A 12,847-nucleotide genomic window follows, 5' to 3' on the forward strand; every position below is an offset into this window, starting at 1 on the left:
ATTCGGCCTCAGAGAAACCCTGAGGCCGACCGCTTAGCCGAGTTTCTTCTTCAGCAACTCGTTGACCAGGGCCGGGTTGGCCTTGCCCTTGGTCGCCTTCATGGCCTGGCCGACCAGGGCGTTGAAAGCCTTGTCCTTGCCCGAGCGGTACTCGTCGACCGACTTCTGGTTGGCGGCCAGCACCTCGTCGAGGATGGCCTCGATGGCGCCGGTGTCGCTGACCTGCTCCAGATCTCTTACTCGAATGATTTCGCTGATGCGGTCAACGATGGACGCAAATTCAGCGGCCTCTTTAGCCCACAGCGAACGGAACAGAGTCTTAGCACCGCCGCCGTTTATCCGGCCTTTAACCACTTGCTCAATGATGTTCGCCAGCGCGATCGGGTCAACGTGCGAATGCTCAATAGACAAGCTGCTCTCGTTCAACGCTGAACTCAGTTCGCCCAGAATCCAGTTCGCGGCCAACTTAGGCTGACCGCAAGTCAGAGCGCAGTCTTCAAAATACCTCGCCATCTCACGACTCTGAGTCAGCGTCATCGCGTCGTATTCCGTCAGTCCAAACTGAGTCTCGAAGCGCGCCGCCATCACCGACGGCAGTTCGGGCATCTCGCCCTTCACACGCTCCACCCATTCCGGCGCGATGACCAGCGGCGGCAGATCGGGATCGGGGAAGTAGCGGTAGTCGGCCGAGTCCTCCTTGCTGCGCATCGCGCGGGTCTCGCCGGTCTGGTCGTTGTAGAGCACCGTGGCCTGCTGGATCTTGCGGCCGTCCTCGATCTCGTCGATCTGCCAGTTGACCTCGTAGTTCACCGCATCGACCAGGAAGCGGAAGCTGTTGAGGTTCTTGATCTCGCGGCGCGTGCCGTAGGGGTCGCCAGGCTTGCGCACCGACACGTTGACGTCGCAGCGGAAGGACCCCTCCTGCATATTGCCGTCGCAGATGCCCAGCCACATCACCAGCGCATGCAGGGTCTTGGCGTACTCGACCGCCTCGGCGCCCGAGCGCATGTCGGGCTCGGAGACGATCTCCAGCAGCGGCGTGCCGGCGCGGTTCAGGTCGATGCCCGACTGGCCGTGGTAGTCCTCGTGCAGGCTCTTGCCGGCGTCTTCCTCGAGGTGGGCGCGGGTCAGGTTGACCTTGTGCTTGACGTCGCCGACGAAGAACTCGACCGCGCCGCCCTGCACCACCGGGATCTCGAACTGGCTGATCTGGTAGCCCTTGGGCAGGTCGGGGTAGAAGTAGTTCTTGCGGGCGAAGATGGACAGCGGCGCCACCTTGGCACCCACGGCCAGGCCGAAGCGGATGGCGCGCTCGACGGCGGCGCGGTTCAGCACCGGCAGCGTGCCGGGCAGGGCCAGGTCCACGGGCGAAGCCTGGGTGTTGGGTTCGGCACCGAAGGCGGTCGAGCTGCCACTGAAGATCTTGCTCTGCGTGGAGAGCTGGACGTGGTTTTCGAGGCCGATGACGACCTCATAACCGCGGATGAGCTTGGATGTAGGCATGTTCAGATCCCAGCCGGAGCAGCTTGGTGCCAGTCGGTGGCTTGCTGGAGGGCGTGCGCGGTGTGCAGCAGCTGCCCTTCCTTGAAGTAATTGCCGATCAGCTGCAGGCCGACCGGCATGCCGCCGGCGCCCAGGCCCACCGGCACGCTCATGCCGGGCAGGCCGGCCAGCGAGCCGGGCAGCGTGAAGATGTCGGCCAGATAGGCCTGGGTCGGGTTGTCCTTGCCCTCACCATGCTTCCAGGCGACGGTGGGCGCCACTGGGCCCGCGATGACGTCGCACTGCTTGAAGCACTGCTGGAAGTCATCCGCGATCATGCGGCGCAGCTTTTGCGCCTGCAGGTAGTAGGCATCGTAGTAGCCATGGGACAGCACATAGCTGCCGATCATGATGCGGCGCTTGACCTCGGGACCGAAGCCTTCGGCACGCGTCTTCTTGTACATATCGAGAAGATCGCCGTACTTGGCAGCGCGATGGCCGAACTTGACGCCATCAAAGCGGCTCAGGTTCGAGCTCGCCTCGGCCGGGGCAATGATGTAGTAGACCGGGATGGCCAGCTCGGTACGCGGCAGGCTGACATCCACCAGCGTGGCGCCCAGCTTCTCCAGTTCGGCCAGGCCAGCGCGCACGGCGGCGTTGACGTCGGCGGACAGGCCGGCCGGGAAGAACTCCTTGGGCAGGCCGATGCGCAGGCCCTTCAGCGGCTGGGCTGCGGTGGCGCCTTCGCGGGCGGCCAGCATCTGGGCGTGGAAGTCCTGGGGCGGCTGCTGCACGCTGGTCGCATCGCGCTCGTCAAAGCCGCTCATGGCCGACAGCAGCAGGGCGCAGTCCTCGGCGGTGCGGGCCATGGGGCCGGCCTGGTCCAGACTGGAGGCGAAGGCGATCATGCCGTAGCGCGAGCACACGCCATAGGTCGGTTTGATGCCGGTGATGCCCGTGAAGCTGGCGGGCTGGCGGATCGAGCCGCCGGTGTCGGTGCCGGTCGTGGCGGGCACCAGGCGCGCCGCCACGGCCACGGCCGAGCCGCCCGACGAGCCGCCTGGCACACGACTGACGTCCCAGGGGTTGTGCGAAGGGAAGTACGCGCTGTTCTCGTTGGCCGAGCCCATGGCGAACTCGTCGCAGTTCAGCTTGCCCAGCGACACCGTGCCGGCCGCATTCAGCTTGGCGACAACCGTGGCGTCGAAGGGGCTGCGGTAACCGGCCAGCATCTTGGAGCCGGCCGTCGTCGGCATGTCGGCCGTGACGTAGATGTCCTTGTGGGCCAGCGGGATGCCGGTCAGCACGCCGCCATGGCCGGCCGCCAGCAGGGCGTCGGCCGCGGCCGCGCGGGCCAGGGCGCCCTCCGCATCGACGTGCAGGAAGGCCCCCAGGGCCTTGTCGTGGCCGGCGATGCGGTCCAGCAGACCTTGCGTGGCCTCGCGGCTGGACAGGGCACGGCTCTTCAGGGCGGCGGCCAACTCGGCCACGCCCATGTCGTGAACGGGCTTCATTCGATGACCTTGGGAACGAGGAAGAGGCCGTCCTCGACGGCCGGGGCGCTGCGCTGGTTGGCTTCGCGCTGGTTGCTCTCGGTAACGGCGTCATCGCGCAGACGCAGCTGCACCTGCTGGATGGCCGACAGCGGCGTGTAAAGCGGCTCGACGCCGGCGGTGTCGACGGCGCTCATCTGGTCGACGATCTTGAAGAAGTCGTTCAGATTGCCCAGCAGGGCCTCCGACTCGGCCGGCTGCAGTTCCAGCCGGGCCAGATGGGCGATGCGGCTCACGTCTTCGTGGGTGAGGCTCATGGGTGCGTTTTCAGGTGTAAGGATTGAGCCGAAAACCCAGTGGCGGCGGGCTCAAAACAAAGGTGATCGGTTATTATCGCCGCCCATCTTCATGGCCTTCGGGGCTGCCCTTTCAGCGACGGATTTCGTCGCCGGCCGGGCGGCCTCGCTGCTTATTCAGCCCCCCGTTTTCGAGTCGCGCGCCGTCCGCGAGGCTCCTCGCGTCACACCATGTTCGCCTCCCTGCGCCGCTATTTCTCCACCGACCTGGCCATCGACCTCGGCACCGCCAACACCCTGATCTACGTGCGCGGCAAAGGCATCGTCCTCGACGAGCCCTCCGTGGTGTCGATCCGCCACGAGGGCGGCCCCAACGGCAAGAAGACCATCCAGGCCGTCGGCCGCGAGGCCAAGGCCATGCTGGGCAAGGTGCCCGGCAATATCGAGGCCATCCGCCCGATGAAGGACGGCGTCATCGCCGACTTCACGGTGACGGAGCAGATGCTCAAGCAGTTCATCAAGATGGTCCACGACTCGAAGACGTTCAAGCCGTCGCCGAGGATCATCATCTGCGTGCCCTGCGGCTCCACCCAGGTCGAGCGCCGCGCCATCCGCGAGAGCGCCCTGGGCGCCGGTGCCAGCGAGGTCTACTTGATCGAGGAACCCATGGCCGCCGCCATCGGCGCCGGCCTGCCGGTGGCCGAGGCCTCGGGCTCCATGGTGGTCGACATCGGCGGTGGCACGACGGAAGTCGGCGTCATCTCGCTGGGCGGCATGGTCTACAAGGGTTCGGTGCGCGTCGGCGGCGACAAGTTCGACGAAGCCATCATCAACTACATCCGCCGCAACTACGGCATGCTGATCGGCGAGCCCACCGCCGAGGCCATCAAGAAGAACATCGGCAGCGCCTTCCCGGGCTCCGAGGTCAAGGAAATGGAAGTCAAGGGCCGCAACCTCTCCGAAGGCGTGCCGCGCAGCTTCACCATCTCGTCCAACGAGATCCTGGAAGCCCTGACTGACCCGCTGAACCAGATCGTCTCTGCCGTGAAGAACGCGCTGGAGCAGACGCCGCCCGAGCTGGGCGCCGACATCGCCGAGCGCGGCATGATGCTGACCGGCGGTGGCGCCCTGCTGCGTGACCTGGACCGCCTGCTGGGCGAAGAGACCGGCCTGCCAGTGCTGGTCGCCGAAGACCCGCTGACCTGCGTCGTGCGCGGCTGCGGCATGGCCCTGGAGCGCATGGAGCGCCTGGGTTCGATCTTCACCTCGGAATAAGCCCTTAAAGCGCCGCGCGCGCCATGCCCCTCGGCACCTTAGACCGCACCCCCCCGCCGTTTTTCCGCCAGGGTCCGTCGGCGCTGACCAAGCTCGCGCTGTGTTCGGCGCTGGCCCTGCTGCTGATGGTGGCGGATGCCCGCTTCAAGCTGATGCAGCCGGTGCGCGCCACCTTTGCCCTCGTGCTGCACCCGGTGCAGCGCCTGTTGCTGACGCCCGTGGACGCCTGGGAGACGGCGGGCGACTACCTGCGCGGCACCAAGCGCGCCATGGAAGCCGAGGATCAGGCCAAGCGGCAGCTCGCCCAACAGGCCGAGCGCCTGTCGCGCGCCGAGGCCCTGCAGGCCGAGAACGACCGCCTGCGCAAGCTGCTGGGCCTGCTGCCGTCACTGAATGTGCCCTCGCTGCCGGCGGAAGTGCTGTTCGAGGCCCCCGATCCCTTCTCGCGCCGCGTCGTCATCGACCGTGGCGCGACGCAGGGCGTGGCATCCGGCTCACCCGTCATCAACGAGGCCGGCGTGCTGGGCCAGGTGACGCGCGTCTACCCGCTGTCGGCCGAGGTCACGCTGCTGACCGACAAGGAAGCCGCCATCCCGCTGCTGAACGCCCGCACCCAGATGCGCAACGCCGCCGCCGGCCGCTCCGACGGTGCCGGCATGGAGCTGCGCTTCCTGGCCGCCAACGCCGACATCAAGGTGGGCGACCTGATGACGACCTCGGGCCTGGACGGCGTCTACCCGCCGGGCCTGCCGGTCGCCAAGGTCGCCATCGTCGAGCGGCGCGGCGATTCCAGCTTTGCCCAGGTGCTGCTGGCGCCCATCGCCCAGCCCGACAGCGCCCGCCACGTGCTCATCCTGCTGCCCCAGGACCGCCACCTGAACGCGAAGAAGGAGGCCGAGGTCGCTGCCGCCGAGGAAGCCGCGTCCGCCGCCGCCACCAAGGCCGCCGTACGCGCGGCCAAGAAGGAAGAGCGCGCCGCGAAGGCTGCTGAAAGAGCCGCCGCCAAGGCCTCGGGAGCCTCCCAATGATCATGCGGGACTGTCTGCCCCCCGCCTCGCTGACACTCAGGCGGCCCCCCGAGGGGGCCAATTCGCGCTTGGGGCGGCCCGGCGAGCGAATTGTGGAGACCTCGGCATGATCATGCCTCGCGCCGCCGACCAGCTGCTGCTGCCGGCCAACCCCTGGTTCATCGGCCTGACCCTGATCGTCGCCATGATGATCGACATGGTGCCGGCCGGCCGCATCGCGGCCATGCCTGACGTGCTGGCCGTCGTGCTGGTGTTTTGGGGCGTGCACCAGCCGCGCCGCGTCGGCGTGCTGTGGGCCTTCATCTTCGGCCTGGCCATCGACGTGCATGACGGCGCCCTGCTGGGCCAGCATGCCCTGGCCTACAGCGGCCTGAGCTTCGGCGCCATCACCCTGCACCGCCGCCTGACCTGGTTCCCGATCGGTGCCCAGGCCGTGCAGGTGCTGCCGTTGTTCTTCGCCGCCCACGCGCTGGCGCTGATCGTGCGCATGATCGTCGGCGGCATGTGGCCGGGCTGGGGCGTGCTGCTGGCGCCGGTCTTCGAGGCCGCACTGTGGCCGGTGGCGAGCTTGCTGCTGCTGGCACCGCAGCGCCGTGCGCCGGACCGCGACGCCCACCGGCCCCTGTAAACCGACGTGGTCGTCCTCAAGAACCTCCACCAGGAGCTGTCGCGCTTTCGCATGCGCGTGCTGGCCGCGGGTGCCTTCGTGCTGTTCTGCTTCGGCCTGCTGGTGGCGCGCCTGCTGTGGCTGCAGGTGGCGCAGTACGACAGCTTTGCCGAGCGGGCTGAGTCCAACCGCATCGCCGTCGTGCCCATCGTGCCCAACCGCGGCCTCATCAAGGACCGCAACGGCGTCGTTCTGGCCAGCAACTACTCGGCCTACACGCTGGAAATCAACCCCGAGAAGGTCGCCGACCTGGACGCCACCATCGAGGCCCTGGGTCAGGTCATCGAGATCCAGCTGCGCGACAAGCGCCGCTTCAAGCGCCTGCTGGAAGAGGCCAAGCACACCGACTCCCTGCCCATCCGCACCAAGCTGACGGACGAAGAGGTGGCCCGCTTCACCGCACAGCGCTTTCGCTTCCCCGGCGTCGAGATCAAGGCGCGGCTGTTCCGCTCCTACCCGCTCGGCGACGTCGGCGCCCACCTGATCGGCTATATCGGCCGCATCAACCAGGCCGAGAAGAAGACCATGGACGACTGGGAGGAGGAAGACCTCGCCAACTACCGTGGCACCGAATACATCGGCAAGCTGGGCCTGGAGCAGGCCTACGAGAAGGAACTGCACGGCGTGACCGGCTTCGAACAGGTCGAGACGAGTGCGGGCGGGCGCGCCGTGCGCCGGCTGGACCACAAGCCGCCCACGCCGGGCAACACGCTGAACCTGTCCATCGACATCAAGCTGCAGGCCCTGGTGGAGCAGCTGTTCGGCGAGCGCCGCGGCGCGCTGGTGGCCATCGACCCGCGCAACGGCGAGGTGCTGGCCTTCGTGTCCAAGCCCACCTTCGACCCCAACCTCTTCGTCGACGGCATCGACGCCGACTCCTGGCGCGACCTCAACGAGGACATCGACAAGCCGCTGCTGAACCGCGCCCTGCGCGGCACCTACCCGCCCGGCTCCACCTTCAAGCCGTTGATGGCCATGGCCGCGCTGAACACGGGCAAGCGCTCGCCCAGCACGGTCATCATGGACAACCTGACCTTCAGCTTCGGTGGCCGCACCTTCGGCAGCCCGGAGACCGACCGCGCCGGCCCCAAGGACATGCGCCTGGCCATCGTCAGCTCGTCCAACGTCTACTTCTACAGCCTGGCCAACGAGATGGGCGTGGACCTCATCCACGACCAGCTCGAGCCCTTCGGCCTGGGCCGCAAGACCGAGATCGACGTGCAGGGCGAGGTGACCGGCGACCTGCCGTCCACCGAGTGGAAGCGCCGCAAGTTCAAGAAGCCCGAGCAGCAGAAGTGGTATGCCGGCGAGACCATTTCCCTGGGCATCGGCCAGGGCTACAACAACTTCACCATGCTGCAGATGGCCACGGCCTACTCCACCATCGCCTCGGGCGGCCAGCGCTACAAGCCGCGGCTGGTGCGCGAGATCGAGGACGTGGTCAAGCACGAGCAGCGCCGCGTCGCCAGCGACGCACTCCCCGCCCTGCCGCTGAAGCCCGCCGACGTCGCCGTCATCCAGAACGCGATGAACGGCGTGACGCTGGAGGGCACCTCGCGGCAGGTCTTCCTGGGCGCGGGCTACCAGAGCGGCGGCAAGACCGGCACGGCCCAGGCCGTCGGCCTGAAGGCTGGCGAGAAGTACAGCAGCATCAAGGCCGACGAGCGCAAGCGCGACCACTCGCTCTACGTCGCCTTCGCGCCCGTGGACAACCCGACCGTGGCCCTGGCCGTCATCGTCGAGAACGCCGGCTGGGGCTCGTCCTCGGCCGCGCCCATCGCCCGCCGCGTGTTCGACTACCTGCTGCTGGGCCAGTACCCCAGCGAGGAAGACATTGCCAAGACGCAGCTGGGCCAGACCTTCGCGCCCATCGGCACGCCCCGCAAGGCGGCGGACGTGCCCTTGCTGCCGGGCCCGGCCGTCTCGGCATTGGCCCCTGCCTCCGGAGCCTCGCGATGACCGTCATCGAACGCCCACCCCTCTGGCAACGCCTGCGGCCCTGGTTCATCGGCTTTGACATCCCGCTGCTGATCGCCGTGCTGTGGATGTGCTGCTGGGGCCTGCTGTGCATGTATTCGGCCGGCTACGACAACGGCACCCGCTTCCCCGACCACGCCCGCAACATGGTGCTGGCCCTGGGCCTGATGTTCATCGTCGCCCAGGTGCCGCCGCAGAAGCTGATGGCCCTGGCCATCCCGCTCTACACCTTCGGCGTGGTGCTGCTGATCGCGACTGCCCTGTTCGGCGTGACCAAGAAGGGCGCGACGCGCTGGCTCAGCATCGGCGTCACACAGATCCAGCCGTCCGAGCTGCTCAAGCTCGCCACGCCGCTGATGCTGGCCTGGTGGTTCCAGAAGCGCGAAGGCCTGCTGCGCTGGCCGGACTTCATCGCCGCCTTCGGCCTGCTGCTGGTGCCCTTCCTGCTGATCGCCAAGCAGCCCGATCTGGGCACGGGCATCCTGGTGCTGGCCGCCGGCCTGTACGTGATCTTCTTCGCCGGTCTGCCGTGGAAGCTCATCGTTCCGGCCCTGGTGCTCGCCGCCGCCGGCGCCACCACCCTCGTGCTGAGCGAGGACGCCATCTGCCAGCCCGACCTCAAATGGCCGGTGCTCAAGGAATACCAGAAGCACCGCATCTGCACCCTGCTGGACCCGTCCAAGGACCCGCTGGGCAAGGGCTTCCACATCATCCAGGGCGAGATCGCCATCGGCTCCGGCGGCGTGACCGGCAAGGGCTTCATGCAGGGCACCCAGACCCACCTGGAGTTCATTCCCGAGCGCACCACCGACTTCATCTTCGCGGCCTTCGGCGAGGAGTTCGGCCTGATGGGCGCGCTGGCGCTGCTGCTGGGCTTCACGGCCCTGATCCTGCGCGGGCTGATGATCGCGTCGGATGCGCCGACGCTGTTCACGCGGCTGATGGCCGGGGCGGTGACGCTCTCCTTCTTCACCTATGTCTTCGTCAACATGGGCATGGTCAGCGGCATCCTGCCCGTCGTCGGCGTGCCCCTGCCCTTCATCAGCTATGGCGGCACGGCCATGGTGACGCTAGGGCTGTCGCTGGGCCTGCTGCTGTCGATCGCGCGGGTCAGGAAGCTGGTGAAGACATAGCCGCGGGTTCCGCCGGCAATTTGGCAGGAAAACGGATCGTGAAGCGCGCCCCCGGTCCTTGACCGTCGGGCGATTCGCCGCCCGCCGCGCGGCGCAGGCGGGTGTCGTCCAGCGTCAGCTCGGCTTCGTGCTGCTGCACGATCTCCTGCACGATGGCCAGGCCCAGGCCCGAGCCCTCCACGCCACTGCCCAGCGACCGGTAGAAGGGCTGGAAGACCTTCTCGCGCTCGGCCGGCGCGATACCCGGCCCGGTGTCCTCGACCTGCAGCACGACGACCTGGCCGAAGGGGTCCTCGACCACCCGCACCGTGACCAGGCCGCCCGCCGGCGTGTAGAGCAGGGCGTTGTCGACGAGGTTGCGGATCAGCTCGCCGAGCAGCACCGGCTGGCCATTCACGCGCAGCCGGCTGTCGTCCGGCACGACGCCGTCGTAGCCGAGGTCGATGCGCCGCTCCAGCGCCCGCGGCACGAAGTCGCGCACGGTGTCGATGGCGATCTCGGCCAGGCTGAGCGGCTCGCGTTTCATCGCCTGCTCGGCATCCTCGGCGCGTGCCATGGACAAAAGCTGGTTGACCATGTGGGCCGCCCGCTCACTGGCGCGGGCGATCTGGGCCAGCGAGCGCTTCATCTCATCGGGCGAGGCACGGCCGGCGTCGATCTCGCGCTGGATCAGCTCGGCCTGGGTGCGCAGGCCGGCCAGCGGCGTCTTCAGCTGGTGGGCGGCGTCGGCGAGGAAGTGTTTTTGCCGGCTCATGGACGAGTCCAGCCGCGCCAGCAGGTCGTTGATGGCTTGCACCAGCGGTGCCACCTCGTCGGGCACGCGCTGTTCGTCGATGGGCGACAGGTCGGAGGCCTCGCGCGAGCGGATGCGCCGCTGCAGCTCGTTCAGCGGCGAGATGCCACGCGCCAATGCCAGCCAGACCAGCAGCACGGCCAGCGGCAGGATGACGAACTGCGGCAGGATGACGCCCTTGATGATCTCGTTGGTCAGCCGCGCGCGCTTGCCCAGGGTCTCGGCCACCTGCACCAGCATGGTCTTGCTTGACCCGGCCTGGCCCTCGGGCGCAATCCACAGATAGGCGACGCGCACGGCGTCAGGGCCGACCTCGTCGTCGCGGAAATGCAGCTCCCAGGGCACGACGGGCGCGTCCTCGGTCGGCACCGGCAGCGTCGCGTCGCCGCTCAGCAACTCGCCGCGCAGGCCCAGCACCTGATAGAAGACCGTGTCCGACGCGTCCGCGCGCAGCAGGGCGGCCGCCTCGGGCGCCAGCGCATAGCGGTCCCGGCCCTTGCTCGGCGCCGATTCGGCCGCCACCTGCAGGCCGAGGCTGCGCGCCATCTCGCCGAGTTCGCGGTCATAGGGTCGGCTGGCAATGCCCTGGGCCACCAGCCAGGTCAGCGCCACGCTGATCGGCCAGATCAGCAGCAGCGGGGCGAGCATCCAGTCGAGGATCTCGCCGAACAGCGAGCCCTGCTGGGGGCTGGCGCCTTCCTTGTTTGGCATCAAACGGGCCGCAGCGCTGGGCCGCTCCCGAGCAAGGCCCGACCCTCGCGGAGGGTCGACGGCTGTACCCGGCCGGCGGGGTGTCCCATCAGGACGAGATCTTCTCGAGGCAATAGCCGAGGCCGCGGACCGTCGCGATGCGGATCGGCCCCTGCTCGATCTTCTTGCGCAAGCGGTGGATGTAGACCTCGATGGCGTTGTTCGAGACCTCCTCGCCCCATTCGCACAGGCGCTCGACGAGCTGGTCCTTGCTGACGAGGCGACCCGCGCGCTGCAGCAACACCTCCAGCAGCGACAGCTCGCGCGCCGACAGCTCCAGCATCTGGTCGTTGATATAGGCCACACGTCCGGTGGCATCGAAGGTCAGCGGCCCATGCTTGATGAGGCTGCTGGCCGTGCCCAGGCCGCGCCGTGTCAGGGCGCGCACGCGCGCTTCCAGCTCCTGCAGCGAGAAGGGCTTGGCCATGTAGTCGTCGGCGCCCAGATCCAGCCCCTTGACGCGTTGCTCGACGCTGTCGGCCGCGGTCAGGATCAGCACCGGCATGGTCGAGCCGCGCGCGCGCAGCTTGCGCAGCACCTCCAGGCCGTGCAGGCGCGGCAGGCCGAGGTCGAGGATGACGAGGTCGAACTCATGGGTCGCCAGCGCCGAATCGGCCTCGGTGCCCGTCGTGACCCGGTCCACGGCATAGCCCGAGGCGCGCAGGGCCCGCAACAGGCCATCGGCCAGCACTTGGTCGTCTTCGGCAATCAGGATGCGCATAGGTTTTATGTCTCCGCCGCCGATGTTAGGTGTTGAGTTGGTGGCTCACGCCTTGAGCCACCTGGCTCGCAGAATGCCCTTCAAGCCTGAGGCCGCTGCTTCCTCAGATCAGGGGACACGAATACTGTACAAACATACAGATTGCCCCATAATTCCGACATTCCTTTGGAGAACTGCATGGACGCCCCCGTCAAAGCCCTGAACACCGAAAAAGCCAAGGCCCTGCAGGCCGCCCTCGCCCAGATCGAGAAGCAGTTCGGCAAGGGTTCCATCATGCGCCTCGGTGAAGGCGAGGTCATCGAAGACATCCAGGTCGTTTCTACCGGCTCCCTGGGCCTGGACATCGCCCTGGGCGTCGGCGGCCTGCCGCGCGGCCGCGTCGTCGAGATCTACGGCCCCGAGTCCTCCGGCAAGACGACGCTGACACTGCAGGTCATCGCCGAGATGCAGAAGCTCGCCGGCACCTGCGCCTTCATCGACGCCGAACACGCGCTCGACGTGCAGTACGCCCAGAAGCTCGGCGTCAATCTGCAGGAGCTGCTGATCAGCCAACCCGATACCGGTGAACAGGCCCTCGAAATCGTCGACGCCCTGGTGCGCTCCGGCTCGGTGGACCTCATCGTCGTCGACTCGGTCGCCGCGCTGACGCCCAAGGCCGAAATCGAAGGCGAGATGGGCGACAGCCTCCCTGGCCTGCAGGCCCGCCTGATGAGCCAGGCCCTGCGCAAGCTGACCGCCACGATCAAGAAGACCAACTGCATGGTCATCTTCATCAACCAGATCCGCATGAAGATCGGCGTCATGTTCGGCTCGCCCGAAACGACCACCGGCGGCAATGCGCTGAAGTTCTACGCCTCGGTGCGCCTGGACATCCGCCGCATCGGCTCCATCAAGAAGGGCGAGGAAGTCATCGGCTCCGAGACCAAGGTCAAGGTCGTCAAGAACAAGGTCAGCCCGCCATTCAAGACGGCCGAGTTCGACATCCTTTACGGCGAAGGCATCAGCCGCGAAGGCGAAATCGTCGACATGGGCGTCATCGCCAAGGTCGTCGAGAAGTCCGGCTCCTGGTATGCCTACCAGGGCGAGAAGATCGGCCAGGGCAAGGACAACGCCCGCGAGTTTCTGCGCGAGAACGTCGATGTCGCCCGCGAGATCGAGAACAAGATCCGCGAATCCCTGGGTGTGGCGCCGCTGACCCAGGCGGCCGAGGAATAAGTCGCCCGGCGCCTGCC

At 67.5% G+C, this 12,847-nt stretch carries 11 protein-coding genes; 6 read left to right on the top strand and 5 right to left on the bottom strand.

All coding sequences use genetic code 11. The features are described from left to right. Positions 1 to 33: 33 nt before the first annotated feature. Genes gatB through gatC form a run of 3 tightly spaced genes read right to left on the bottom strand, consistent with a single transcriptional unit; the run spans position 34 to position 3,292 of the window. Positions 34 to 1,503, bottom strand: coding sequence for an Asp-tRNA(Asn)/Glu-tRNA(Gln) amidotransferase subunit GatB (gene gatB / locus ACS5PN_RS12075; protein ID WP_439464199.1), 1,470 nt, complete (start codon positions 1,501 to 1,503; stop codon positions 34 to 36). Between the two features lie 2 nt (positions 1,504 to 1,505). After that, positions 1,506 to 2,996 carry an Asp-tRNA(Asn)/Glu-tRNA(Gln) amidotransferase subunit GatA gene (gene gatA, locus ACS5PN_RS12080; RefSeq protein ID WP_439464200.1) on the bottom strand — a complete coding sequence of 497 codons (1,491 nt, stop codon included), beginning with the start codon at positions 2,994 to 2,996 and terminating at the stop codon, positions 1,506 to 1,508. Beyond that, complete coding sequence (gatC, locus tag ACS5PN_RS12085) at positions 2,993 to 3,292, bottom strand: Asp-tRNA(Asn)/Glu-tRNA(Gln) amidotransferase subunit GatC (RefSeq protein ID WP_439464201.1); 300 nt, start codon at positions 3,290 to 3,292, stop codon at positions 2,993 to 2,995. The genes gatA and gatC overlap by 4 nt, the downstream gene beginning before the upstream one ends. Before the next feature lie 210 nt (positions 3,293 to 3,502). Between gatC and ACS5PN_RS12090 the strand changes: the two genes are divergently transcribed. The 5 genes from ACS5PN_RS12090 to rodA all read left to right on the top strand — a co-directional run bounded on the left by ACS5PN_RS12090 (position 3,503) and on the right by rodA (position 9,351). Next, positions 3,503 to 4,546, top strand: coding sequence for a rod shape-determining protein (locus ACS5PN_RS12090; RefSeq protein WP_056191483.1), 1,044 nt, complete (start codon positions 3,503 to 3,505; stop codon positions 4,544 to 4,546). Positions 4,547 to 4,569: 23 nt separating this feature from the next. Next, entirely contained in the window at positions 4,570 to 5,574 is a 1,005-nt protein-coding gene (gene mreC / locus ACS5PN_RS12095) for a rod shape-determining protein MreC (protein WP_439464202.1), read from the top strand. 106 nt (positions 5,575 to 5,680) lie between these two features. Next, positions 5,681 to 6,202: a rod shape-determining protein MreD gene (gene mreD, locus ACS5PN_RS12100; protein WP_439464203.1), complete on the top strand. Its 522-nt coding sequence runs from the start codon at positions 5,681 to 5,683 to the stop codon at positions 6,200 to 6,202. Positions 6,203 to 6,208: 6 nt separating this feature from the next. Beyond that, the gene (gene mrdA / locus ACS5PN_RS12105; protein WP_439464204.1) at positions 6,209 to 8,200 is read left to right on the top strand and encodes a penicillin-binding protein 2; all 1,992 of its coding nucleotides are present in this window, start codon (positions 6,209 to 6,211) and stop codon (positions 8,198 to 8,200) included. Next, entirely contained in the window at positions 8,197 to 9,351 is a 1,155-nt protein-coding gene (gene rodA / locus ACS5PN_RS12110) for a rod shape-determining protein RodA (protein WP_439464205.1), read from the top strand. The genes mrdA and rodA overlap by 4 nt, the downstream gene beginning before the upstream one ends. Here the strand turns inward: rodA and ACS5PN_RS12115 are convergent. Both ACS5PN_RS12115 and ACS5PN_RS12120 read right to left on the bottom strand, forming a co-directional pair. Then, complete coding sequence (locus ACS5PN_RS12115; protein ID WP_439464206.1) at positions 9,329 to 10,855, bottom strand: sensor histidine kinase; 1,527 nt, start codon at positions 10,853 to 10,855, stop codon at positions 9,329 to 9,331. The two genes, rodA and ACS5PN_RS12115, sit on opposite strands and share 23 nt — an antisense overlap. A gap of 88 nt (positions 10,856 to 10,943) precedes the next feature. Further along, a complete protein-coding gene (locus ACS5PN_RS12120) occupies positions 10,944 to 11,615 on the bottom strand; it encodes a response regulator (RefSeq protein WP_439464207.1) in 672 nt (223 codons plus the stop codon). A gap of 177 nt (positions 11,616 to 11,792) precedes the next feature. Between ACS5PN_RS12120 and recA the strand changes: the two genes are divergently transcribed. Then, positions 11,793 to 12,830, top strand: a complete 1,038-nt coding sequence (gene recA / locus ACS5PN_RS12125) for a recombinase RecA (protein WP_439464208.1) — start codon at positions 11,793 to 11,795, stop codon at positions 12,828 to 12,830. The last annotated feature ends 17 nt before the right edge of the window (positions 12,831 to 12,847 follow it).

The sequence above is a fragment of the Roseateles sp. NT4 genome, assembly GCF_051857475.1.
Taxonomy (GTDB): Bacteria; Pseudomonadota; Gammaproteobacteria; order Burkholderiales; family Burkholderiaceae_C; genus Pelomonas.